Source organism: Paludibacillus litoralis (genome assembly GCF_037646705.1).
In the GTDB taxonomy this organism is placed as follows: domain Bacteria; phylum Pseudomonadota; class Alphaproteobacteria; order Rhodobacterales; family Rhodobacteraceae; genus Pikeienuella; species Pikeienuella litoralis.
The window spans coordinates 1-24223 of sequence record NZ_JBBHER010000003.1; the positions used below are offsets into that span (position 1 = coordinate 1).

The 24223-nt window shown below is 69.1% G+C and carries 23 protein-coding genes; 11 read left to right on the forward strand and 12 right to left on the reverse strand.

What is annotated here, in order from left to right:
* Positions 1-113: 113 nt before the first annotated feature.
* Genes WG921_RS04450 through WG921_RS04465 form a run of 4 tightly spaced genes read right to left on the reverse strand, consistent with a single transcriptional unit; the run spans position 114 to position 6033 of the window.
* Positions 114-1274 (reverse strand): ABC transporter permease, encoded by a 1161-nt coding sequence (locus tag WG921_RS04450; protein ID WP_340108011.1) that lies wholly within the window; start codon positions 1272-1274, stop codon positions 114-116.
* Positions 1271-2302 (reverse strand): ABC transporter permease, encoded by a 1032-nt coding sequence (locus tag WG921_RS04455; protein ID WP_340108012.1) that lies wholly within the window; start codon positions 2300-2302, stop codon positions 1271-1273. Before WG921_RS04455 ends, WG921_RS04450 begins: the two co-directional genes overlap by 4 nt.
* 48 nt (positions 2303-2350) lie before the next feature.
* Positions 2351-4255, reverse strand: a complete 1905-nt coding sequence (locus WG921_RS04460; RefSeq protein WP_340108013.1) for an ABC transporter substrate-binding protein — start codon at positions 4253-4255, stop codon at positions 2351-2353.
* Positions 4252-6033: an ABC transporter ATP-binding protein gene (locus WG921_RS04465; protein ID WP_340108014.1), complete on the reverse strand. Its 1782-nt coding sequence runs from the start codon at positions 6031-6033 to the stop codon at positions 4252-4254. The genes WG921_RS04460 and WG921_RS04465 overlap by 4 nt, the downstream gene beginning before the upstream one ends.
* A 166-nt stretch (positions 6034-6199) precedes the next feature.
* Here WG921_RS04465 and WG921_RS04470 point away from each other — a divergent pair, with 166 nt between their 5' ends.
* Entirely contained in the window at positions 6200-7363 is a 1164-nt protein-coding gene (locus WG921_RS04470) for an Mrp/NBP35 family ATP-binding protein (RefSeq protein ID WP_340108015.1), read from the forward strand.
* Positions 7364-7480: 117 nt separating this feature from the next.
* Complete coding sequence (locus tag WG921_RS04475; RefSeq protein WP_340108016.1) at positions 7481-8395, forward strand: glycosyltransferase family 2 protein; 915 nt, start codon at positions 7481-7483, stop codon at positions 8393-8395.
* A 27-nt stretch (positions 8396-8422) separates the two neighbouring features.
* On the opposite strand, the gene dxs is transcribed toward WG921_RS04475, so the two are convergent.
* From dxs to WG921_RS04505, 6 genes are all read right to left on the reverse strand, one after another.
* A complete protein-coding gene (gene dxs, locus WG921_RS04480) occupies positions 8423-10336 on the reverse strand; it encodes a 1-deoxy-D-xylulose-5-phosphate synthase (RefSeq protein WP_340108017.1) in 1914 nt (637 codons plus the stop codon).
* A gap of 23 nt (positions 10337-10359) precedes the next feature.
* On the reverse strand, positions 10360-11271 hold the full coding sequence (locus tag WG921_RS04485) for a polyprenyl synthetase family protein (protein WP_340108018.1): 912 nt from the start codon (positions 11269-11271) through the stop codon (positions 10360-10362).
* On the reverse strand, positions 11268-11510 hold the full coding sequence (locus WG921_RS04490) for an exodeoxyribonuclease VII small subunit (RefSeq protein WP_340108019.1): 243 nt from the start codon (positions 11508-11510) through the stop codon (positions 11268-11270). Before WG921_RS04490 ends, WG921_RS04485 begins: the two co-directional genes overlap by 4 nt.
* Positions 11507-12439 carry a histone deacetylase family protein gene (locus WG921_RS04495; RefSeq protein WP_340108020.1) on the reverse strand — a complete coding sequence of 311 codons (933 nt, stop codon included), beginning with the start codon at positions 12437-12439 and terminating at the stop codon, positions 11507-11509. Before WG921_RS04495 ends, WG921_RS04490 begins: the two co-directional genes overlap by 4 nt.
* Positions 12440-12523: 84 nt before the next feature.
* Positions 12524-13237 carry a response regulator gene (locus WG921_RS04500; RefSeq protein WP_340108021.1) on the reverse strand — a complete coding sequence of 238 codons (714 nt, stop codon included), beginning with the start codon at positions 13235-13237 and terminating at the stop codon, positions 12524-12526.
* A 13-nt stretch (positions 13238-13250) separates the two neighbouring features.
* The gene (locus WG921_RS04505) at positions 13251-13760 is read right to left on the reverse strand and encodes a MarR family winged helix-turn-helix transcriptional regulator (RefSeq protein WP_340108022.1); all 510 of its coding nucleotides are present in this window, start codon (positions 13758-13760) and stop codon (positions 13251-13253) included.
* Positions 13761-13976: 216 nt separating this feature from the next.
* Between WG921_RS04505 and WG921_RS04510 the strand changes: the two genes are divergently transcribed.
* From WG921_RS04510 to rlmH, 4 genes are all read left to right on the forward strand, one after another.
* Positions 13977-14855 (forward strand): branched-chain amino acid aminotransferase, encoded by an 879-nt coding sequence (locus tag WG921_RS04510; protein ID WP_340108023.1) that lies wholly within the window; start codon positions 13977-13979, stop codon positions 14853-14855.
* 4 nt (positions 14856-14859) lie between these two features.
* The gene (locus WG921_RS04515) at positions 14860-15954 is read left to right on the forward strand and encodes an NAD(P)/FAD-dependent oxidoreductase (protein WP_340108024.1); all 1095 of its coding nucleotides are present in this window, start codon (positions 14860-14862) and stop codon (positions 15952-15954) included.
* Positions 15955-16098: 144 nt separating this feature from the next.
* A complete protein-coding gene (gene rsfS / locus WG921_RS04520; RefSeq protein WP_340108025.1) occupies positions 16099-16491 on the forward strand; it encodes a ribosome silencing factor in 393 nt (130 codons plus the stop codon).
* 19 nt (positions 16492-16510) lie between these two features.
* Positions 16511-16972 carry a 23S rRNA (pseudouridine(1915)-N(3))-methyltransferase RlmH gene (rlmH, locus tag WG921_RS04525; RefSeq protein WP_340108026.1) on the forward strand — a complete coding sequence of 154 codons (462 nt, stop codon included), beginning with the start codon at positions 16511-16513 and terminating at the stop codon, positions 16970-16972.
* A gap of 30 nt (positions 16973-17002) precedes the next feature.
* Here rlmH and WG921_RS04530 read toward each other — a convergent pair whose 3' ends face one another.
* Positions 17003-18169, reverse strand: a complete 1167-nt coding sequence (locus WG921_RS04530; RefSeq protein WP_340108027.1) for an NADH:flavin oxidoreductase/NADH oxidase — start codon at positions 18167-18169, stop codon at positions 17003-17005.
* Entirely contained in the window at positions 18166-18954 is a 789-nt protein-coding gene (locus WG921_RS04535; protein WP_340108028.1) for an enoyl-CoA hydratase, read from the reverse strand. The genes WG921_RS04530 and WG921_RS04535 overlap by 4 nt, the downstream gene beginning before the upstream one ends.
* Before the next feature lie 278 nt (positions 18955-19232).
* Between WG921_RS04535 and rpe the strand changes: the two genes are divergently transcribed.
* The 5 genes from rpe (at position 19233) to WG921_RS04560 (ending at position 24173) form a co-directional block, all read left to right on the forward strand.
* A complete protein-coding gene (gene rpe, locus WG921_RS04540) occupies positions 19233-19916 on the forward strand; it encodes a ribulose-phosphate 3-epimerase (RefSeq protein ID WP_340108029.1) in 684 nt (227 codons plus the stop codon).
* Positions 19913-20563, forward strand: a complete 651-nt coding sequence (gph, locus tag WG921_RS04545; RefSeq protein WP_340108030.1) for a phosphoglycolate phosphatase — start codon at positions 19913-19915, stop codon at positions 20561-20563. The genes rpe and gph overlap by 4 nt, the downstream gene beginning before the upstream one ends.
* Before the next feature lie 172 nt (positions 20564-20735).
* A complete protein-coding gene (locus WG921_RS04550; protein WP_340108031.1) occupies positions 20736-21647 on the forward strand; it encodes a DMT family transporter in 912 nt (303 codons plus the stop codon).
* A 187-nt stretch (positions 21648-21834) separates the two neighbouring features.
* Positions 21835-22599, forward strand: a complete 765-nt coding sequence (locus WG921_RS04555) for a response regulator transcription factor (protein WP_340108032.1) — start codon at positions 21835-21837, stop codon at positions 22597-22599.
* The gene (locus WG921_RS04560; protein WP_340108033.1) at positions 22596-24173 is read left to right on the forward strand and encodes a sensor histidine kinase; all 1578 of its coding nucleotides are present in this window, start codon (positions 22596-22598) and stop codon (positions 24171-24173) included. The genes WG921_RS04555 and WG921_RS04560 overlap by 4 nt, the downstream gene beginning before the upstream one ends.
* Positions 24174-24223 lie beyond the last annotated feature (50 nt).

Consider the following 24223-nt stretch of genomic DNA (forward strand, 5'->3'; position numbering starts at 1 on the left):
TCATCGCCATCGAACGACGCGAAGTCATAGCCGAAGCCAGCCAGGCCGATCACGTCCAATGCGAGCTTGTTCGCATCAGCCGGCGGCCAGGCGCCGCCGGGGGGCGCCCAGCGTCAGCTGTAGGGATCCAGCGCGTCCCGCAGCCCGTCGCCAAGGAAGCTGAACGCCAGCACCACCATGATGACCGGCGCGAGCGGCATCAGCAGCCACGGATAGATCTCCACCACGGTGAGATCGAGCGCGTCGTTCAGCATCAGCCCCCAACTCACCGCCGGCGCCCGAAGGCCGAGCCCGAGGAAAGAGAGCGCCGTCTCCCCGAGAATCATCGCCGGGATCGACAGCGTGGCGGACGCGACCAGATGCGACATGAAGTTCGGCATCATGTGGACGGCGATGATCCGCCGCGGGCGGGCGCCCATCAACTCCGCCGCCTTCACGTAATCCTCCTCCCGAAGGGCGAGAAATTTCGAGCGGACGGCGCGCGCGAGTCCTGGCCAGTCCAGGAGGCCGAGAATGATCGAGATGACAAAGAAGACGGAAATCGGCCCCCATGTCGCCGGAATCGCGGCCGAGAGCGCCAGCCAGATCGGAAGCTCCGGCAGGCTTCGGATGATCTCGATCGCGCGCATGGTCAGACTGTCGGTCAGGCCGCCGAAATAGCCCGCCATGCCTCCCAGAGTGAGGCCGATGGCGAAGGATACCGCGACCCCGATGAGGCCCACGGTCAGAGAGAGTTGCGCGCCATGCATGATCCGGCTGTGCACATCGCGCCCGAGCCGATCCGCCCCGAAGATGAAGAGCGTGCCGCCCTCCGGCGGGCACATCAGGCGGAAATTGGTCTCGAATAGGCCAAGCAGGCGGTAATTCGCGCCGCAATTCGCAAAGAGCGGAATCGGTTGCGGATCGCTCCAGTCGGTCACCGATTTCATCTGGAACGTTATGCGGTCAAAGGTCTCCGTCGTCGCATAGGTGTGAAGGCCGATGAAGTCGCCTTCCGGGGACCAGAGCCGGAGCGGCTGCGGGTCCGCGTAGATGTGGTCGACGTGCCGCTCCGCGTAGTGATAGGGCGCGAGAAAATCGATGAACGGCAGCGCGAGATAGATCGTCGCGAGGTAGATGGCCGAGATGACGCCGAGCCTGTGGCGCAGAAACCGCCGCCAGATCAGCAGCCATGTCGGGGCGTCGAGATCGGCGCGGTCGAGCGCCTGGATGTCGGCGGCCTCATCGTAATCGTCGTCGGCGACGTAGTGCCGATCCGGGTCGATCTTGCTCATCGCGCGCCCCCCGCCCGGCCCGCAAGCCGGATTCTCGGGTCGATCACGGCGAGCAGGAGGTCTGAAATCAGCATTCCGATCAGGGTCAGCGCCGAGACGAAAAGAAGGATGAACCCGGAGAGGAAGACGTCCTGGCTCTGAAGCGCGGACAGCAGGATCGGCCCGATCGTGGGCAGGCTCATCACCACCGAGACCAGAACCGAACCCGAGATCAGTTGCGGCAGAAGATTGCCGATGTCGGCGATGAACGGGTTGAGCGCCATCCGGAGCGGATATCTGAGCACCGTCCGCGTCGGCGACACGCCCTTCGCCGCCGCGGTGACGACATAGGGCTTTCCGAGCTCATCCAGCAGGTTGGCGCGGAGCCGCCGCATCATTCCGGCCATGCCCGCGGTGCCGATCACGACGACCGGCGCGATCAGGTGAAGCAGGATCGAGCCGAACTTGTCGAGGCTCATCGGCTGGTCCAGAAATTCCTTCGCCATGCCGCCCCCGATCGGCAGGCCGACCGCCTTGTTTCCATAATACATGAGGATCAGCGCGAGGAGGAAGTTCGGCGTCGCAAGGCCGATATATCCGGCCAGCGCGGCGAGATAGTCGATCCATGTGTTCGCCCTCACCGCCGCCAGGATGCCGAGCGGCAGCGCCGTGAGGTAGACGAAAAGGACGACCGCGAGATTGAGCCCGATGCTGAACCACATCGCCTCCGAGACGACCTCGGAGACCGGCCTGTCGAATTCGAAGGAATAGCCGAAATCGCCCTGGAGCAGCCCTGAAAAGCCGTTCGGTCCGGGCCAGAGGCCGACCCATATCCCGTATTGCTCCAGCAAGGGCCGGTCGAGAGAATATTGCGCGAGAAGGAACCGCGCCTTCGCGACCGAGCCCTCTTCGCCGGTCGCCATCAGCTCCCGGATCCGGTTGGTGAGATAGTTCCCCTCCGGCAGGTTGATGATGATGAAGATCAACCCCGAGATCACGAGGAGCGTGCCCAGCATGGTGAAGCAGCGGCGGAGGATATAGGCCGGCATCTCAGGCCCGTCTTTCTCTGACGGCGGCCGTCATGTTTCCGGGCCCCCTCATTCGGCGTAATACAATTCGTCGATCCGGTAGGCGCCGAGATGCGCGGCCGGCTCCCAGGCGTAGACGCCGCTCTCGGTGAAGTTGCGCAACCGTTTCGAGACCGCGATCGGCTGCGGCGCCCCGGAGACAAGCCCGATCGCCATCACCTGATTGGCCTGGATCTCCAGCATTTCCATCCAGATCGCGTTTTTTTCACTCGTCGTCGTGGCCGAGGACCAGCGCTCGAAGAGCGCGAGAAGCCGCTTCGCCGGCTTCGTCGCCGGCGGCTCGCCCGCGCCGCCGCTGGTCTGGAAATACTGCCCCCAGGCGGGCCACGAGAAGTTCGTCTGCTCCACCGGCGCCAACGCCGCGGGGCTGGCGTCCGGCGTCGGCACGCCGTTGTCCCAGCCATACCAGACCGGCATCATGCTTTCGCCCGCATAGGCCCGGTTCCGGAGGATGTCGCGGTCGAGCGGCCGGAAGATCATCTTCAGCCCGACATCCTTCCACATCTCCTGAACGAGTTCGAGCGCGTCGCTCTCCTCCAGCCGCTCGCCCGCGGTCTCGACGATGAGTTCCGCGCGCCGCCCGTCGGGGAGCAGCCGCCAGCCGTCGGAGTCGCGCTGGCCGAGGCCGACCTGATCCAGCAGGTCGTTCGCGGCCTGCCGGTCGAGATTGGCGTAGGCGTAGGCGAAATCCTCGTTGTAGAGGGGGCTTTCCGGCAGAGCGGCGACGTTGGTCGGCCGCGCGAGCCCGAAATAGATCGATTTGTTGATCGCTTCGCGGTTGATCGCGAAGCTGAGCGCGCGCCGGAAATCCATGTTGCGCATCAGATCGCGCCAGACCGGGTCGTTCACGGTCTGGTTCGGATAGAGCGCGATATCCGCGCCCGCGCCGTTGGTCCAGAGATAGGTGGTGTAGCCGCCCTCGGCTTCGCCCTTCTTCAGAACCGGCGCATCGGAGAAGGAGAGTCCGCGGACCTGAAGATCGGCCTCGCCGCGGTTCACCTTCGCCGGGATCAGCCCGCCCGCCGCGACGGTCATCTCGACCGTGTCGACATAGGGAAGCTGCCGCCCCTCCGGATCGACGCGGTGGTAATAGGGGTTTCGGGCGAGCACGTAGCGGGAGTTGTTCTTCGGCGTAGTGTTGACCCAAGGTTGCAGCGTGGGGAGATCAGGGTTGTCGAAATTATAAAGATTGTCGAGCCTGTTATGCAGCTGCGGCCAGTTGCGCACGGCGTTCTCCGCGACCAGCGCCTCGAGTGCGGCGGGGTCGGCGTAATCGGCGTGGAACTGCTTCAGGTATTTCGCCGGCCGGTAGATGAATGGCGGCCGCGCCGCGGCCAGCGCCGGCAGGAAGCGCGGGTTCGGCGTCGGCCAGGCGTATTGAACCGTGGTCTCGTCGATGACCACGAATTCCGGCGGCGCGTCGCCGACGATCATCAACTCGGGCGGCCCCGATGGCGACAACAGCGGATTGTTGGCGACGTCCTCCCACCAGTAGCGGAAATCCTCGCTGGTGAAGGGATCGCCGTTCGACCATTTGTGGCCCTTGCGAAGGTGCAGCGTGAAGACGCGCCCCTCCTTCACGTCGACGCTTTTCAGGATATCGGGTTTCAATTCGAAATCCTGATCGTACCCGACAAGCCGGGCGTAGCCGTAGACGACGGCGTAACGGACGTCCTTCGCGCGCGCGATGAGGGTGCGGATCTCTCCGCCCTGGGTTCCGATCGTGCGGCCGCGGCTTTCGAAGTCGACGACCAGCGGCTCGACCGGCGCGCGCTCGGCGACCGGGGGCAGCGCCCCGTCCGCGACCTGCTGAGCGAACCAGGGCGTCTCCTGCATCTCCAGCGCGGCCGCCGGCGCGGCGGCGAAAAGGCCGGCGAACAGGGCGGCGACAAGGGTCCGGGTGAGCGGTTTCATGCGGCTCTCCTCACGAAATGCCCGGTCTCGACCTCGACGAGGTTCGGTGCGGCGTCATCGGTGAAACCGTACGGGGCGGGCCAGGTCTCCGGCTCGCCGGCGCCGCGGGCGACGGCGGCGAGGTCGAGCGGGCGATCCATGTCGGGCTCCGGCGACGCGGCCATCAGCGCGCGGGTGTAGGGATGCGACGGGTTCTTGAAAAGCGCCTCGACCGGCCCCTCCTCGACCACGCGTCCGCGCCGCATCACCGCGACGCGGTCGGCGAGGTTGGCCACCACCGCCAGATCGTGGCTGATGAAAAGGTAGGAGAGCCCGAGATCGTCCCGGATCTGCTTGAACAGGTCCAGCACCTGGGCCTGAACCGACACGTCGAGCGCCGAGGTCGGCTCGTCGCAGACGAGCAGCTCCGGCCCGAGGGCGAGCGCGCGCGCGATCGAGATGCGTTGGCGCTGACCGCCGGAAAACGCATGCGGAAAGCGTTGCAGGTGATCGGCGGAGAGCCCGACGCGCTCCATCAGATCGGCGGCGCGGTCGCGCTGTTCGCGTCCGGTGCCGACGCCGTGAACGCGGAGCGGCTCGGTCAGGATATCCCGCACGCACATCCGCGGAGAGAGGGAGGAGAACGGGTCCTGGAACACGATCTGCACCTTGCGGCGGAACGCCGTCAGCGCCGCCCCCGAGAGCGCCGCGACGTCCACCTCGACGCCATCGGCGCCCCTGAAGAGCACTTCGGCGCCCGGGTCGGGCCGCTCCGCCCGGAGCATCAGCTTGGCGACGGTCGACTTGCCGGAGCCCGATTCGCCGACGATCGCCAGAGTTTCGCCGCGGCGGATGTCGATCCGGACGTCCCGCACCGCCTTCACCGGGGCGGAGACCCCGCGAAAGCCTTGCGCCTTGCCGGGATAGGTCTTGGACAGGTGGCGCGCGGAAAGGATGAAATCCTCGGACGACGCATGGCGCGGAGAGAGATCCGACGGCGCTTCGGGCGCCGCCGCGATCAGCTTTCGGGTGTAGCCGTGGCCTGGCGTGGTCAGCACCGCGCGCGCCGGCCCGCTCTCCACAACGCGGCCCTTGCGCAGGACGACGACCGAATCCGCCATGTTGGCGACGACGCCGAGATCATGCGTCACCATGATCATCGCCATGCCGGTTTCGCGTTGCAGCGTCTTCAGCAGGTCGAGCACGGTCGCCTGCGTGGTGACGTCGAGCGCGGTGGTGGGCTCGTCGGCGATCATCAGCGCCGGCTGGCAGACGATCGCCATCGCGATCATCGCGCGCTGGCGAAGCCCGCCGGACAGCTCGAACGGATAGGCGCGCCAGGCGCGCTCGGGGTCGGGGAAGCCGACATTCCTGAATGTCTCGATGCAGCGCGCCTTCGCCGCGGCGCCGCGGAGCGGAGAATGGAGCTTGACCGCCTCGACCACCTGGTCGCCGATGGTGTGGAGCGAGGACAGGGAGCTCATCGGCTCCTGGAAGATCATCGAGATGACGCCGCCCCTGACCTTGCGGAGCGCGGCCGGCTTCAGCGTCAGAAGGTCGAACGCGCCTTCGTCTCCGGTGTAGAGCGCGCGCCCGGAGACCACATGCGCGCCTTTCGGCAGGATGCCGATGAGCGCCTTTCCGGTCAGCGTCTTGCCGGAGCCCGATTCGCCGACCAGCGCCAGAGTCTCGCCCTTGCGAAGCGCGAAGGACACGTCTTCGACCACGGTCACCGCCGCGCGACCCGCGCCAAAGGCGACAGTCAGGTCCTCCACCGTCAGCAACGGCTGAGCCGCCATGCCTCCTCCCCCCCGGTTACACAGGGCCATTACTTGCAAGAGCGGGCCGCGGGAGCAACCGCTTTTCGCGGAACGTCTCCAAATGTGGGAAAAGCGCCGGCGTGTGGCGTCGTGGCGGGCGAGAGTCTATCAGAGAGACAGGCGAGAGCTGAGCGAAGGAGCGATCATGACCGGCCCGACCAGTGAGATGGTTCTCGATGCGCTGAGGACGGTCGTGGACAGCGACGGGGCCGGCGACGGGGACGGGCGCGACATCGTGACGGCGGGCATGGTCGCCGGGCTGGTGGTGAAGAACACCGCCGTCCGCTTCGCGATCAGGGTGGATCCGGAGCGCGGCGCCGGGCTGGAGCCGCTCCGGCGGGCGGCGGAGGCGGCGGCGAAGCGGGTTCCGGGCGTTCGAAGCGTGAACGTGGTGCTCACCGCGCCTGACGACGCGCCGATCCGCCGCCCCGCCCCGCCGAAGGGCGCGCCGCCCGATCTCGGCGCGCGCGGGGCGCCGGGCGCCGCGCCGCCCCGCCGCCCGCCGCCGAGCAGCGGCGCGGTCGACGGCGTCGAGCGGATCATCGTGATCGGCTCCGGCAAGGGCGGCGTGGGCAAATCCACGGTGTCGGCCAATATCGCGGTGGCCCTGGCGATGGAGGGCTGGCGGGTCGGCCTGCTCGATTCCGACGTCTACGGGCCGTCGCAGCCCCGAATGCTCGGCATAGACGGGCGCCCGGTCGCGCCCGATGGCGAGACCATCGTTCCGCTCCGCGGATATGGCGTCAAATGCATGTCGATGGGATTCCTGACCGGCGAGAACGAGAGCGTGATCTGGCGCGGACCGATGCTGATCACCGCCGTGACGCAGATGCTCTATCAGGTCGCGTGGAAGCCGCTGGATTTCCTGATCGTCGATCTGCCGCCGGGCACCGGCGACGTGCAGTTGACGCTGAGCCAGAAGACGAAACTGGCCGGCGCCGTCATCGTCTCGACGCCGCAGGACGTCGCGCTGCTGGACGCGCGAAAGGCGATCGACATGTTCGAGAAGATCCGGATTCCGATCCTTGGCGTGATCGAGAACATGGCGACATTCTGTTGCCCGAATTGCGGCCATGAGACGCCGATCTTCGGCCATGGCGGCGCGGAGGCGGAGGCGGCGAGGATCGGCGCGCCGTTTCTCGGCCGCGTCCCGCTCGCACTGGACATCCGGACGACGTCGGACGACGGCGCGCCGATCGTGGCCTCGAAGCCTGAAAGCGCCGAGGCGCTGCGGTTCCGGGAGATGGCGCGGGATCTTGCGGCCAGCGTCGGCGCGCATATGCCGGGCGAGTCCGCCTATTCGGTCTGAATGATGGCGTCTCCCGCCGGCGCGCCGTTGTCCTTTGCTTGAAATATCAGAGGATTTCGCATAGGTGCGTGCCTCCGCTGCGTGGCGGCGTGTCTTTGCATAGGTGGGTGGCGGGCAATGTCTGATCCGGTTCTTTCGATCATCGTCGTCAGTTACAACACGCGCGAGATGACGCTGGAATGTCTGCGCTCCGTCGTCCGGGAGACGCAGACCCCGCACGAGATCCTGGTCGTCGACAACGCCTCCAGCGATGGCTCCGCCGAAGCGATCGCGGAAGAGTTTCCGGACATCACTCTCTTTGCGGAGACGGAGAATCACGGCTTCGCCAGAGCCAACAACCTGGCCGCGAAGCATGCGCGGGGCGAATACATCCTCCTCCTGAACCCGGACACCGTCGTCCTGGATCGCGCGCTCGACCGGCTGGTGGAGTTCGCCCGCGCGCGGCCCGAGGCGCGGATCTGGGGTGGCCGGACCGTGTTCGGCGATCTCAGCCTCAATCCCAGCTCCTGCTGGCGGCGGATGTCGCTCTGGACTCTCTTCTGCCGGATGACGGGCCTGGCCGCGTTCTTCAGAAACAGCGAGTTCTTCAATTCCGAGGCCTATGGCGGCTGGGACCGGATGAGCGAGCGCCAGGTCGATATCGTCGTCGGCTGCCTGTTCCTGCTCAGCCGCGCGGATTGGGAGGCTCTGGGCGGGTTCGACCCGGTGTTTTTCATGTATGGCGAGGAGGCGGATCTCTGCCTCCGCGCGGCGCGCGATCTCGGCGCGCGGCCGCGGGTGACGCCGGACGTGGTCATCGTCCATTACTTCGGCGCGTCGAGCCCGGTGAGGGCCGACAAGTATGTGCGTCTCCTGCAGGCGCGGCGGGAGTTGATCCGGCGGCACTTCCCCGCCTGGAAACAGCCGATCGCGGTTCTCCTTGTCAATCTCTGGGCGGCGTCGCGCCGGATCGCGGAGATATTCATAAAGCGCCATGGCGTCTGGCGCGAGGTCTGGGGCCGCCGCGCAGAATGGCGGGGCGGCTTCAAATGACCGGCGCGGCCCGGCGCGCGCCGTCGCTTATTTCCGGCTGATTCCGAGCGCGACCCGCGCCTTCAAGGCGATATCGCCGGCCTCCATGCCCGCGCTTCGGTACATGGCGGCGGGGCTGTCCTGATCGAGAAAGACGTCGGGGAAGACCATCGACCGGAACCGGAGGCCGGCGTCGAACGCGCCCGCCTCCGCCAGAAGCTGCGCCACCTGGGAGCCGAAGCCGCCGCTCGCGCCCTCCTCGATGGTGATCAGCGCCTCGTGGCCGCGCGCGAGGCGGAGGATGAGGTCGCGGTCCAGCGGCTTGGCGAAACGGGCGTCGGCGACGGTGGTCGAGACGCCGTCCGCGTCAAGCGCCTCCGCCGCTTTCAGACATTCCTGAAGCCGGGCGCCGAAGGAGAGCAGCGCGACGCGGGCGCCCTCGCGGACGACGCGGCCGCGCCCGATCTCCAGCGGCGCGCCGCGCTCCGGCATCTCGACGCCGACGCCTTCGCCGCGCGGATAGCGGAAGGCCGAAGGGCCGTCGTCGATCGCGCGGGCGGTCGCGACCATATGGCGAAGCTCGGCCTCATCCGCCGCCGCCATCACGACGAATCCCGGCAGGTTGGCGAGAAAGGCGATGTCGAAACTGCCGGCGTGGGTCGCGCCGTCGGCCCCGACCAGCCCGGCGCGGTCGATGGCGAAGCGGACCGGCAGGCGCTGAAGCGCCACGTCATGCACGACCTGATCGTAAGCGCGCTGCAGAAAGGTGGAATAGATCGCGACGAAGGGCTTCATCCCGCCCGCCGCCAGCCCCGCCGCGAAGGTGACGCCGTGCTGTTCCGCGATGCCGACATCGAAGCAACGATCCGGGAACCGCTCCGCGAAGAGGTTGAGCCCGGTGCCGTCGGGCATCGCGGCGGTGATGGCGACGATCCTGTCGTCGCGCTCGGCTTCGGAGATCAGGCTGGTCGCGAACACCTTGGTGTAGGAGGGCGCGTTGGAGGCCGCCTTGGCCTGCGCGCCGGTCGCGATGTCGAATTTCGCGGTGGCGTGCCCGCGGTCGCTGGCCTGCTCGGCGGGGGGGTAGCCCTTGCCCTTCCGGGTCAGCGCATGGATCAGCACCGGCCCGTCCGCCCGCGCCTTCACCGCGCGGAGGACCGGCAGAAGCTGATCGAGATCGTGCCCGTCGATCGGCCCGACATAAGAGAAGCCGAGCTCTTCGAAGATCGAGCCGCCGAAGGCCATCGTCTTCATCATGTCCCTCGCCCGCCGCGCGCCCTCGCGAAGCGGCGGCGGCAGAAGCGAGGCGGCGGTCTTGGCGGCGGCTTTCAGATCCTGAAACGGCGCGCCGGCGTAGATGCGCGAGAGATAGGCCGACATCGCGCCGACCGGCGGGGCGATCGACATCTCGTTGTCGTTGAGGATGACGATCAGACGTTTGCCCATCCCGCCGGCGTTGTTCATCGCCTCATAGGCCATTCCGGCGGAGAGCGCGCCGTCGCCGATCACGGCGATGGCGTCGCCGGGGTCGCCGCCGAGATCGCGGGCCGCGGCGAATCCGAGCGCGGCCGAGATCGAGGTGGAGGAATGGGCGGCGCCGAACGGGTCGTATTCGCTCTCGGCGCGCTTGGTGAAGCCGGAGAGCCCGCCGCCCTGCCGGAGCGTGCGGATCCGTCCCCGCCGCCCGGTCAGGATCTTGTGCGGATAGGTTTGGTGGCCCACGTCCCAGATCAGCTTGTCGCGCGGGGTGTCGAACACCGCGTGAATGGCGACGGTCAGCTCAATGACGCCGAGCCCGGCGCCGAGATGCCCGCCGGTGACGGAAACCGCGGAGATCGTCTCGGCCCGGAGCTCATCGGCGAGGCGCCGAAGGTCGCGGTCCGAGAGCAGCCGGACATCGGCCGGACTCGAGACCCGGTCGAGAAGCGGGGTCGCGGGGCGCGCATGCGGATTTTCGGCCACCTGATGCTCCTCTCGCGGCTTGATCAACGCCGGCGGCTTACCGCAAAGCGCGCCGCGTGTCGAAGGGGTGCGGCGCGCGCGCCGAAGAGGTCGAGCCGGGCGGCCGCGGCGGCCGCGCGCGCGGCGGCGCGCGCGCGGGCGCCCTCCAGGCCGAGCAGGGCGACGAGGGTGGCCTTTCCGGCGGCCTGATCCTTGCCGAGCCGTTTGCCCGCGGCGTCCGCGTCGCCCTCGGCGTCGAGAATGTCGTCGGCGATCTGGAACGCCGCGCCGAGATCCGCGGCGTAGCCGGCCAGCGCCTGGCGCTCCGCGCCGCTGGCGCGGCCGAGAATCGCGCCGGCCTCGACGGCGGCGGCGATCAGCGCGCCGGTCTTCTTCGCCTGGAGATCCGCGATTTCCGGCGCCGCGAGCGGCGCAGGCGCGGTCTCGGCGGCGATGTCGAGCGCCTGCCCCCCGACCATGCCGGCGAAGCCGGAGGCCCGCGCCAGAACATGGGCGAGCTCGGCGCGCACGGCGCCGTCGGGGGCGGTCTCCGGGGCGGTCATCAGCTCGAAGGCCAGCGCCTGCAGCGCGTCGCCCGCCAGGACCGCCGTCGCCTCGTCCCATTCGACATGCACGGTGGGCAGGCCGCGGCGGAGGTCGTCGTCGTCCATGCAGGGAAGATCGTCATGAACCAGCGAATAAGCGTGAAGGCATTCGAGCGCGGCGGCCGCCCGGTCCGCGCCCGGCGCGTCGGCGCCGAAGAGCGCGGCGGTCTCGATCACGAGAAAGGCGCGAAGCCGCTTGCCGCCCCCGAGCGCGGCGCGGCGCATGGCGGCGGCGAGCCGGCCTTCGGCGCCCGGCGCCGCGGGAGGCAGCGCCGCGTCGAGCGCGGCTTCGACCCGGCGCGCGGAGGCTTCGAGAATCGCGGGGAAGCCCGCCTCATCCGGCGGCGTCACGGCGCGTCGAGCGGCTCCGCGCCCTTCGCCTCGCCATCCGCGCCCTGAATGATCTTTCGCACCCGGAGCTCCGCGTTTTTCAGACGCGCCTCGCAATGGGCGCGGAGCTTCTCGCCGCGTTCATAGAGGTCAATCGACTTGTCGAGCGGAACCTGCGCGTTTTCGAGCTGGCTGACGACGCTCTCCAGCTCCTCCATCGCTTGCTCGAAGCTCATGTCGGCGATCTTTTTCTCGCTCATGAAGCGCGCTCCATCAGAACCTTGGCGTGGCCGGCGACCGAAGCGGCCAGCGCGTCGAGGTCATACCCCCCTTCCAGCGTCGAGACCAGCCGCCCGGCGCAGCGCCGCGCCGCCAGGTCGGCGAGTTTCTCGGTGATCCAGACGAAGTCGGCCTCGTCCAGCGTCAACTCGGCCAGCGGGTCGCGCCGGTGGGCGTCGAATCCGGCGGAGATGATCAGAAGCTCGGGCGCGTGGGCGTCGATCGCCGGCAGGAGCCGCTCCTCCCACGCCTTCCGGAACGCGGCGCCGTCGCTCCGGGGCGCAAGCGTGGCGTTCAGGACGTTGCCGACTCCGGTCTCGTCCTCCATCCCGGTGCCGGGATAGAGCGGCGATTGATGGGACGAGGCGAAGAAGATCCGCGAATCGGCCTGAACCACGTCCTGCGTTCCGTTGCCGTGATGCACGTCGAAATCGGCGATGGCGACGCGGGAGAGTCCGTGCGCCTCCAGCGCGTGCAGCGCGCCGATGGCGGCGTTGGAGAAGAAGCAGAACCCCATCGCGGTCTCGCGCTCCGCGTGGTGGCCGGGCGGGCGGACGGCGCAGAAGGCGGAGGAGACCTCTCCGCCCAGCACCATGTCGACCGCCTTCACATTCGCGCCCGCGGCGCGGCGCGCCGCGTCCAGCGAGCCGGGAGAGAGACTGGTGTCGCCGTCGAGCGCCGCGAATCCCGCTGCGGGCGCGGCCGCCTCCAGCCGCCGGAGATGGGCGGCGGAATGGGCGCGAAGAATCGCCGCATCCCCGGCCAGAGGGGCCTCGACACGGAGCGCGGCGGCGAATTCGGGCGCGGCGAGCGCGGCGGAGACGGCCTCGATCCGGGCCACCCGCTCCGGATGGCCGGGCGGGGCGAGGTGGCGGAGAGAATCGGGATGGGAGAGGATCGCGAAGGTCATGGCGTGAGGAGGGTGGGGGCGCCGGGGGCGGGCGTCAAGCGGCGGCCGGCGCGAGGTCCCGGCGCCAGGGCGCGCGCGGGCGCGTCAGTCCGGCGTCAGCATGTACCCCTCGCCGCGCACGGTTTGCAGATAGCGGGGGTTCTTCGGGTCATTCTCGATCTTCCGGCGCAGCCGGGTGATCTGGACGTCGACCGCGCGCTCCTGCGCGCCGCCGGCGGAGCCGCCCAGCTCTTCGACCAGACGCCCGCGGGTCAGCGCCTCGTTCGGGCTTTTCGCGAAGACGCGCATCAGCGCCGCTTCGGTCGAGGTGAGCCGCACCAGCGACTCGCCGCGCCAAAGCTCTCCGCGGGAGATCTCGTAGCGGGTGACGCCGAGCGCGAGGGTCTTTGGCGGGTCGTCCTGAGTCGGGACGATCGCGGCGCGCCTCAGGATCGCGGCGACCCGAAGCAGAAGCTCCCGCGGCTCGAACGGTTTCGGCAGGTAGTCGTCCGCGCCCGATTCGAGGCCGGTGATCCGATCCTCGGTTTCGCCGCGCGCGGTGAGAAGCAGAATCGGGCATTCGGTGGTTTTCCGGATGGCCGCGGTCAGCGAGAATCCGTCCTCCCCCGGCATCATCACGTCGATGACCAGAAGATCGAAGGCGAGCCCGGCGAGGACCCGGCGCGCATGGGCCGCGTCCCGCGCCACGGTCACCAGATAGCCGTTCTTGACGAGAAACTGCTTCAGGAGCGTGCGGATGCGCTGATCGTCGTCGACGACGAGGATATGGGCGGTTGGCTCGGTGCTGGTGCTGGTCATCGCCGCCGTGGCCTCACCGTTCGGTTTTCGTCGCGAGCAGACGCTGCGCGTCCTTGTCCATCATTCTGTGCAGCACTTCGCGGAATCCTGCAACCGCTTCCGGTCCCGCTTCGAGATAGGCGCGGCGGAGCCGCTCGCGCTGGGTCTCCGACAATTGCGCCTCCAGGTCGCGGCCCGCGCCGGTCAGGTGCAGGAGCCTCTGGCGCCGGTCGGTCGCGCCGACGGTCTGCTCCACCAGCCCGTCCGCGATCAACTGGCGCAGGACCCGGTTGAGCGACTGCTTGGTGACGCCGAGAAATTCGATCAGCGCGGCCACCGTCAGACCGGGCCGGTGGCGGATGAAATGGATCGCCCGGTGATGGGCGCGGCCATAGCCCCGTTCGACCAGAATCCGGTCGGGGTCGCTGGTGAAGTCCCGATAGGCGAAGAACAGCAATTCGATCCCGCTCCGCAGCTGCTCGTCCTTGAGAAAGAGCAGCTGATCGGCACGCATTATCTGAGCGGAGCGCGTCGGAGAGTGCATGGTGCTCGCCTCCATATCCCGGTTGCGGCGCCCTCGTCGCCCCGCCGCCGTGCTTTATGTCAGTCTTATTGACTTAGAAATATCCGAATGCTACGCGGATCGCAAGGTTTTGGGTTATTTCATTTCCCTTGGCCGTCGGTTTGCGAAACTTTCGCGAAGATTTGGAAGAGTGGTGCGCTCCTTCGCTGCGGAGCGCCGTGATGAGAGGATGCGAAGATGGCGGGCGAAGCCTATGACGACCGTGACGGCGTTATCTGGGTCGATGGCGAAATGGTCCCCTGGCGCGAGGCGAAGGTGCATGTGCTGACGCACGCGCTGCATTACGCCTCCTCCGTCTTCGAGGGCGAGCGCGCCTATGGCGGCGTGATCTTTCGCGGCCACGACCACAGCTTGCGGCTGCTTTCCAGCGCCGAGGCGATGGATATCCCCTCGCCCTACAGCGTGGAGGAGATCGACGCGGCGAAGGCGGAGGCGCTGAAAGCCTCCGGGCTCGAAGATTGCTATGTGCGCCCGTTCATGTGGCGCGGCTCCGGCCCCGACATGGGCGTCGCGGCGGCGCAGAATCCGGTTCACATGGCGGTCGCGGTCTGGTCCTGGGGCGCCTATTACGGCGACGCGAAGAGGACCGGCGCGAAGCTCGACATCTCCAAATGGAAGCGGCCGAGCCCGGAGACGATCCCGTGCCACGCCAAGGCGGCCGGGCTCTACATGATCTGCACGATGTCGAAACACGCGGCGGCGGCGAAGGGCTGCTCCGACGCGCTGATGATGGATTATCGCGGCTATGTCGCGGAGGCGACCGGCGCGAACATCTTCTTCGTGAAGGACGGCGCGGTCCACACGCCGCTGCCGGATTGCTTCCTGAACGGGCTGACGCGGCAGACGGTGCTCGGCTTTCTGAAGGCGCGCGGCGTCGAGGTGATCGAGCGGCACATCATGCCGGACGAGCTTGCGGATTTCGAGCAATGCTGGCTGACCGGCACGGCGGCGGAGGTGACTCCGGTCGGCCAGATCGGCGAGCATATGTACGAGGTTGGCGAGCTCACGCATTCGATCGCCGACGAATACGAAAAACACGTCCGCGCCGGGGGGTGAGCCGATGGCCGCGCGCGCGGACGTTCTCATCGTCGGCGCCGGGGCCGCCGGCCTCGGGGCGGCGGCGCATCTCGCCGACGCCGCGAAGGTGATCGTGCTCGAAGCGGAGCGCGCGCCCTGCCATCATTCGACGGGGCGTTCGGCGGCGGTCTTCATCAAGTCCTACGGGCCGCCGGGCGTTCGCGCGGCGACGGCGGCCTCCGAGAGCTTTTTCGAGGCGCCGCCGGACGGGTTCGCGGCGGCGCCGCTGCTGTCGCCGCGCGGGCTCCTTCATCTTGATTTTGGCGGCGGCGGGCTGGACGCGACGGTTCGGAAGACGCCGGGACTGCGCGCGATCTCCGTCGACGAGGCGCTGGCGCTGGCGCCGTATCTCCGGCGGGAGGGACTCGTCGCGGCGGCGTATGAGGCCGACGCGCGCGACATCGACGTCGATCTCCTGACCGGAGGCTTTCAGCGGATGATGCGGGCGGGCGACGCGCGGCTCGCGCTCAACGCGCGGGTCTCCGGCGTCAGCCGCTCCGGCGGCGTCTGGCGGGTGACGGCGGGCGAAGAGACGTATGAGGCGCCGATCCTCGTCAACGCGGCGGGCGCCTGGGCGACGGGGATCGCCGAGATGGCGGGGGCCTCGCCGATCCGGATCCAGCCGAAGCGGCGCTCCGGCGCGATCATTCCCGCCCCGGCGGAATACGATGTCTCCGGCTGGCCGGTGGTGATGGACGCGCGCGAGACCTGGTACGCGAAACCGATGGGGGGCAAGCTCATGGTCTCCCCCGCCGACGCGGACCCGGTCGAGCCCTTCGACGCCTGGCCGGACGATATGGTGCTGGCCGAAGGGCTGGACCGGTTTTCGCGCGCCGCGAATTTCGAGGTGACGCGGGTGGAGCGCAGCTGGGCCGGGCTCCGCAGCTTCTCGCCGGACGGAGAGCCGGTGATCGGGTTCGACGCCGCCCGGAGCGGCTTTTTCTGGCTGGCCGGGCAAGGCGGGTACGGCATCCAGACCGCGCCCGCGTTGTCCGCGCTCGCGGCCGATCTGATTCTCGGCCGCGCGCCGGCGCTGGCGGCGACGGCGCCGGTCTTCGCGCCGGCGCGATTCGGCTGAACCAGCCGCGGCGATGGGGGCGTTTCGCCCCAGTCGCCATGATTGGTTGAGAACGTCGCCGGTTTTCCCTATATTCAGAGTGCGCCGCTACGGCGCGAACATCAGGAGGGTCTCGTTCTGCATGAACGGATTAACGCGGGCTCCATGACGGGTCCGACCCTAATGCCGCCGGTTGGCGGCGGCGAAGAGGCGGTGGCGACGCTGCTCGCCCATATCTGCGACAGGCTCGATCAGGACAAGGCCGAGGATATCGTGACCATCGATATCCGCGGGAAAAGCGCGATGGCCGATTACATGGTGATCGCCTCCGGCCGCTCGACACGGCAAGTGTCGGCGCTGAGCGACCATCTGATCGAATCGCTCAAGCAGGAGCTTGGCCGCACGACCCGGGTCGAAGGCAAGAACGCGGGCGATTGGGTGCTGATCGATGCGGGCGACGTGATCGTCCACATCTTCCGGCCCGAGGTGCGCGAGTTCTACCAGCTCGAGAAGATGTGGACGCCGGAACTCACCGAGGCCGCCGCGCGGATGGCCTGAACCGCAGGGGGAGCTTGCGGTGCGAATCGCGATTCTGGCCATCGGCCGCCGCAAGGGCGGGCCGGAGGCCATGCTCGTCAAGGATTACCTCGCCCGATTCGACGCGGCCGGGCGCGGTCTGGGCCTTGGCCCTGCGCGGCTCCTCGAGATCGAGGATCGAAAGCGCGCGGGCGAAAGCCGCCTTCTGCTGGAGGCGGTTCCGGACGGTGCGTTCATCGTCGCGCTCGATGAGCGCGGAAAGACGATGACGAGCCGCGGATTCGCGAAGCTGATCGCCGTCAAACGGGATGAAAGCCGGCGCGACATGGCCTTTCTGATCGGCGGCGCCGACGGGCATTCCCCCGCGCTCCGCGACCGGGCGGATCTGCTGCTCGGCTTCGGCGACATGGTCTGGCCGCACATGCTGGCCCGCGCAATGCTGGCCGAACAGCTTTACCGGGCGGCCAGCATTCTTTCCGGCGCGCCCTATCACCGGGACTGACGGCGCGCGCCGGCCGGGAGAAAGACCGGATCAGGCCGGCGGCAGCTTGCGGCCCTCGGCCGATTCATTGATCCGGCGGACCGCGCCCTCGCGCCGTTGCAGCCACCAGCCGTATTGCTCCGGCCAGGCGTCGAAGCCGTCGACCCCCATCGCCTTCGCCTGATGATGCGGCCAGAACGGGTCATAGAGCGCCTCGCGCCCGATCGCGATCAGGTCCGAGCGCCCGTCCTGAAGCACCTCCTCCGCCATCGGCCCGTCGAGGATGAGGCCGACGGCCTGGGTCGCGATTCCGACCTCGGCCCGGATCCGCTTCGAGAACGGCGTCTGGAAGGCGGCGCCCCGCGCCATCGGATTGGCGGTCGCGCCGCCGGCGGTGTTGCCCATGGACGAGCAGTCGATGACATCGACGCCGATGGCCTTCAGCTCATGACAAAGCGCGACGCTGTCATCCATCTCCCAGCCGCCATCGACGCCGTCGATTGACGAAATCCGGAAGAAGAGCGGCTTTTCCTTCGGCCAGGCGGCGCGCACCGCCTTCGCGGTGTCGAGCGCGAGCTTCATCCGCCCGGCGAGGTCGCCGCCCCATGCGTCGGTCCGCCGGTTGGAGAGCGGGGAGAGGAAGCTCTGGATCAGGTAGCCGTGCGCGCCGTGAATCTCGGCGAATTCGAACCCCGCCGCGTCCGAGCGCCGGGCGGCGGCGGTGAAATCCTCGATCAGTTCGGCGATGTCGGCGGCGGTCATCTCCTTCGGCGTCAGCCAGCCGTCGGCGAGCGGGACGGACGACGCGCCGACCACCTCCCAGGGCGCATCGCCGCGGGCGCGATCCTCCGGGCCGAGCGGGCCGTTGCCGAACCACGGCCGCTGCATCGCCGCCTTGCGCCCGGCGTGGCCGAGTTGAATGCCCGGCGCCGCGCCCTGCGCGCGAATGAAGGAGACGACAGGCTTCAGCGCCTCCGCATGCGCGTCGGACCAGACGCCGAGGTCGCCGTGGGTGATGCGGCCCCGCGCCTGCACCGCCGCCGCCTCGGTCATCACCGCGCCGGCGCCGCCCATGGCGAATTTCGCCAGATGGGCGAAATGCCAGTCGTTCGCCAGCCCGTCTTCTGCGGAATATTGGCACATCGGCGCGATCACGATGCGGTTGCGGAGGGTGAGGCCCCGCAGCGTGATCGGGGTGAAAAGCATCGGTCCGGTCATGTCTCGTCTCCTGTCGCGCGTCTGCCGCGTTCCTGAACGGCGCCGCGCCGCGCCTCGACCATGCCTGGCGCGACGCCGGCGAGGTGCGTGTCGAACATTTCAGCCTCCAGCGCCAGCCCGTCCGCCAGCGGCCGACCCTCGCCCGCCGCCATGAGCTGGCGGATGCGGCGCATCGCGGTCGGCTCGGTTCCGGCGATGTCGGCGGCGAGAGCCTGCGCGCGGGAAAGGAGATCTTCCGGCGCCGTCACCTCGGTGGCGAGCCCCCAGCGAAGCGCGACCTCCGCGTCGATGAATTCGCCGGTGAGGCTCATCCGCCGGGCGCGGGCGGGCCCGATCAGCCGCGGCAGGATCTGGGTCAGCCCCCAGGAAGGGGTGAGGCCGACGCGGGCGTGGGTGTCGGCGAAGCGGGCGGAGGCGGAGGCGACGATGAAATCCGCCTGCAACGCCAGCTCAAGCCCGCCGGTGACGGCGAAGCCGTTGACCGCCGCGATGATAGGGACCGGCGAGGCGCGCACGCGCGCGGCGAGGCTCTCCGGCCCATGCCAGGCCCGGGCCATCCCTGCGCCGACGCCCAGCTCCTTCAGGTCCACGCCGACCGAGAACGCCCGCCCCGCGCCGGTGAGCACGATGGCGCGGAGCTCCTCCGCCAGGGCCAGTCGGCGAAAGGCGTCGTGGAGCGCGCCCTCCAGCGCCAGCGAGAGCGCGTTCAGCGCCTCCGGCCGGTTCAGCGTGAGCGTGGCGACGGCGCCGCCCTCCGAAAACTCCAATCCTACGAGATCGGTCATGCATTCTCCCTTGGCGGAGGGGGAGGATAGCGCCGGCGGCGGCGGGCGCAATCGTCGATGGAGACGCCCGGACTGAGGCCGCGCCGGGCGCGCCGCTCCCCCTCCAGCGCATCCCGCGGGAGAAAGAGCATCGGCCGCCGGCCTCCCCGCGCGAAGGCGGGCGCCGCTCCCGACGCCTCGAGATTGGTGAAAGTGACGCGGAGGCCGCCCCGCGCGGACGGCTGGACGCGGAGGCGACGAAGACGTTATGCCGGGATCGGCCAAGGAGAGAGACGCGCATGACATTCGATCGTTCCATCAAGATCGCCCCTTCGATCCTCAGTGCGGATTTCGCCCGGCTCGGGGCGGAGATCGCCGCCGTCGAGGCCGCGGGGGCGGACTGGATCCATGTCGACCCGATGGATGGGCATTTCGTGCCGAACCTGACCATCGGCCCGAACGTCGTCGCCGCGATCCGCCCGCATGTGAAGACCTTCATGGACGTGCATCTGATGATCGCGCCCGCGGACCCGTATATCGAGGCGTTCGCCAAGGCCGGGGCGGAGATGATCACCGTCCACGCCGAGGCCGGGCCGCATCTTCATCGCACGCTCCAGAGCATTCGCGGCCACGGCGCGAAGGCGGGGGTGGCGCTCAACATGACGACGCCGCTTTCGCATATCGAGCATATCCTGGACGCGGTGGATCTGGTGCTGGTGATGACGATCAATCCCGGATTCGGCGGCCAGAAATTCGCCCATTCGATGCTGGACAAGGTGCGCGACGCGCGCCGGATGATCGGCGAGCGACCGATCCATATCGAGGTGGACGGCGGCATCTCCCCAGAGACCGCGCCGCTGGTCGCGGATGCGGGCGCGGACGCGCTGGTCGCCGGCTCGGCGGTGTTTCGCGGCGGCGAGGCGCGTTACGCGGAGAACATCGCGGCGATCCGCGCGGCGGCGGAAGCGGGGCGCCGGGCGTGACGCGGGCGGTCGTCTTCGATCTCGACGGCACGCTGATCGACAGCGCGCCGGACATGCACGCCGCGGCCGCCGCGATGCTGGCCGCGCTCGACCGGCGCGTCGTCAGCCTCGACGAGATTCGGCGTTTCGTCGGCAACGGGGTGCCGAAGCTGGTGGAACGATGCCTCGCCGCGACCGGCGACGGCGATTCCGAGGCGCTGAAAGAAGAGGCGCTGGGCCTGTTCCAGCGGGCCTATATTGTCGCCCCGGCGGCCTTGACCCGGCCTTATCCCGGCGTGGTCGACGCGCTGACGCGGCTCTCCGGCGCGGGCCTCGCGCTCGGCCTCGCGACGAACAAGCCCGCCGCGCCGACGGAGAAGATTCTCCGGGCGCTCGATCTCGAGAGATTCTTCGACGTCGTTCTCGGCGGGGACAGTCTGCCGGTGATGAAGCCGGACCCGGAGCCTCTCCTGACCGCGATCCGGCGGCTCGGCGGCGGGCCGGCGGTTTTCGTCGGCGACAGCGAGACGGATGAGGCGACCGCCGTCAACGCGGGCGTTCCGTTTCATTTCTTCACCGGCGGCTACCGGCGGAAACCGGCGGTGGAGTTCAGCGCCGCCTTCACCTTCGATCGCTTCGAGGATCTGGCCCCGAAGCTTGGCGCCTGAAGGTGAACGGCGGGCGGGTTCTCCCGGGCGGGGTTTCTGCTACCACGGATGGCGAGGGGTGGAGGGAGTCGCCGCGTGGCCGCCGTCATGATCGAGCTTTTCCGAAGCGAGGGATGCGGCGGCGCCCGCCCGTTTCCGTTGGTCGAGACGCCTTGATGCGCCGCGCCGCGTCATGATCGATGGCCGGGCCCGCGAGTTCGCCCTGCTCGGGCTCCTCGCGCTGATCTGGGGCTCCACCTATTTCTTCATCGGCGTCGCGATCAAGGAGATCCCGCCCCTGACCCTCATCGCGGTCCGGATCGCGATCGCCGCAGCATTCCTCCTCGTCGTGCTGCGGCTTCAGGGCGCGCGTCTGCCGCGCGACCGGCGGACATGGGGGCGGCTCTTCATCCAGTCGACGCTGAACGCCAGCGTCGCCTGGTGTCTGCTGGCGTGGGGGCAAAGCCATATCGACAGCGGCGTCGCGGCGGTGCTGAACTCCACCTCGCCGCTCTTCGTCTTTTTCCTGACGCTGGCCATCACCCGGCATGAGGCGCTGACGGCGATCCGGTTGCTCGGCGCGCTTCTCGGCATCGCCGGCGTGGCGCTGATCGTCGGGGTGGAGACGCTTTCAGGGCTGGGCGTGAGCGTCGCGGGGCAGTTGGCGGCGCTGACGAGCGCGGCCTTCTACGCCGGCGCCGCGATCCACGGGCACCGGCTCAGCCATCTGAAGCCGACGGTGACGGCGGCGGGAACCATGGTCTGCGCGCTGATCACGGTGGCGCCGGTGGCGCTGATCGTCGACCGGCCATGGACGCTGGCGCCCTCGGGCGCCGCGATGGTCGCGGCGGGCGCGCTCGGGCTGGTCTGCACCGGCGTCGCGCTCATGATCTATTTTCGGCTGATCGCGACCCTCGGCTCGCTCGGGGTGGCGAGCCAGGCCTATCTCCGGGCCGGGTTCGGGGTGATGCTCGGCGTCGCGTTCCTCGGCGAGCGGTTGACGCTGACGGTCGCGCTCGGCCTCGCCGCGGCGCTTCTGGGGGTGGCTTTGATCAACTGGCGCCCGGCGCGTCTCGCGCGCGGGGCGCCGGCGGGAGACGCCTGAAGCGCGGTGGGAGCGTTTTGCGCGAAATCTGCTGAAAAGACCGTAAAATCCGCACGAGCCGACCCTCCCAACGGCGGCGTCGTCCGCCTATCTCTGGAGAAGCGCGGCTCCGCCGGCGACTCCCCTCCCTGTTCCCCACCAGGGCCGTGGGGCCGCGCTGTTCCCCGCGCCGCGCAAGGAGACCGCCATGGCCGACGCCGCATCGCCTCGTCTCGACCGCGCGGAGGTTCCGGGGCATAATCCAGACATGAACGCCACCATTCTCATCGCGGACGACGACGCGCATATCCGCGAGGTGATCCGCTTCGCGCTGGCCCGCGAGGGGTATCGGGTGATCGAAGCCGCGGATGGCCGCGAGGCGTTGACCCGCTTCACCGAGGCGGCGCCCGATCTGGTGATCCTCGATGTCGGCATGCCGGAGGCGGACGGGCTCGATGTCTGCCGCGAGATCCGCCGCACCCACCGGACGCCGGTTCTTTTTCTCTCCGCGCGCGATGAGGAGATCGACCGCATTCTGGGGCTGGAGATGGGCGGCGACGATTACGTCGGCAAGCCGTTTTCGCCGCGCGAGCTGGTCGCGCGGGTGAAGGCGATCCTGAAGCGCGCCGCGCCGGAGCCGCCCGATGAGGCGGAGGTGCTGAGCCATGGCGCGCTGGTGATGCGGCCGGAGCCGCACGAAGCTGAATTCGCCGGCGCGCCGCTGAAGCTCACGCCGCTCGAATTCGCCATGCTGGCGGCGCTGATCCGGCGGAAGGACCGCGTGGTCTCGCGAGACGATCTGGCGGCGGCGGCCTATCGGCTGAACGTGCATGTCTCCGGCCGCACGATCGACAGCCATATCCGCAACATCCGCCAGAAACTGGCGGAGGCCGGGGCCGGCCCCGCGGTGGAGACGGTGCACGGCGTCGGCTTCCGGATCGGCGCATGTGAACGGGCGGCCGAAGGCGGGTGAGCGACCGGCGGCGGAAATACCGTCCGCCGATCCGGGCGATCATCGTGCTTTTGTTGCTGATCGCGGTGGCGACGCCGATGATCGGCCTGTTTTTCTTCCGGGTTTTCGAGAATCAGCTGATCCGCAAGACCGAGTCGGAGCTGATCGCGCAATCCGCCGCGCTGGCCGCGGCGATGCAGGCGGAGACCGCGGCCTTGCCGCTCGGCGCGCTCGGCGCCCCGGTGGAGCTTGGATCGGGGTATCTGCTGGCGTATTCGCCTGCGGCGGCGGCGCTCGATCTGGCTTCGGATCCGGTGCTGCCGCCGCGCCCGGCGCCCGCACCCGCCGCGCCGGCAGGGCCGGAATGGGCGCGGGTCGGCGCCGTCATGGACCGGCTGATCGACACCACCAGGCGGCGCACGCTCGCTGGGATCGAAGCCCTCGATCCGCGCGGGATCATCCTCACCGGGCCGGAGGCCGGCCGCTCCCTCGCCCATGTCGAAGAGGTGCGGGAGGCGCTTGACGGGCGGCTCGGGGCGCGGCTTCGCACCCGGCTTCGGGCCCGCTCGGCGCCGCTGATCTACTATGTGACCAAGGGCGCGTCGCTCCGGATATTCACCGCCTTTCCGGTGATCGACCGAGGGCGGGTCGCGGGGGTGATCTATGCGTCGCGGACGCCGGCCCATATGCTTCAGGTGGCGTGGGAGGAGCGGCGGAGCCTCGCCTTCGCGGCGGCGGCGACGCTGATCGCCCTTCTCGCCTTCGGTTTCGTCGCGACGCGGGCCGTCACCGGGCCGATCCGGGCGTTGACGCTCAGGACCCGCCGCGTCGCCGCCGGGGACCGGGACGCCATGCGCCCGCTGCCCTATCACGGAACCCGCGAGGTGGCGGAGCTTTCGGAGACGTTCCTGCGCAGCGCGCGAAAGCTCCATGACCGCTCGGAGAGCCTCGCGGCCTTCGCGGCGCATGTCGCGCATGAACTGAAATCGCCGCTGACGGCGATTCAGGGGGCGGCGGAGCTGGTCCGGGACGCCGAGGCGGAGATGACGCCGGAGACGCGGCGCGCCTTTCTCTCCAATATCGTCGCCGACGCGGAGCGGATGACGCTTCTGGTTCGCCGGCTTCTCGAACTTGCGCGGGCGGAAGCCGAGGTTCAGGGCCCGCCCGCCGCGGCCGCCGTGCGCGGCGCCGCGGCCGCGGTGGCGACGCCGTTGAAGATCGACCTCAGCGGCGCCGTGGACGCATGCGTCTCCATGCAGGACGAGAAGCTCATCGCCGTGCTCGGCAATCTCGCGGACAACGCCGCGCGGCACGGCGCCTCGCGGCTTCGGATCGGCGTCGACCTGGCGGCGGGCCGGGCGCTGATCCGCGTCTCCGACGATGGAGCGGGCGTATCCAAGGCCAATCGCGCCAAGATTTTCGACCCGTTCTTCACCACGCGGCGCGCCGAAGGCGGAACCGGCATGGGGCTCTCGATCGTCCGCGCGCTGATCGAAGCGCATGACGGCTCGATCCGCCTCGCGGAGCCGGCGCCGGAAGACCCGTCAGGCGCCGTCTTCGAGATCGATCTGCCGCTTGCGGCGCCGGGCGTCTGAGGTTCGGCCGGATCATGCGGGGAAAGAGCGCTGCGGCGCGACGAAGCCGG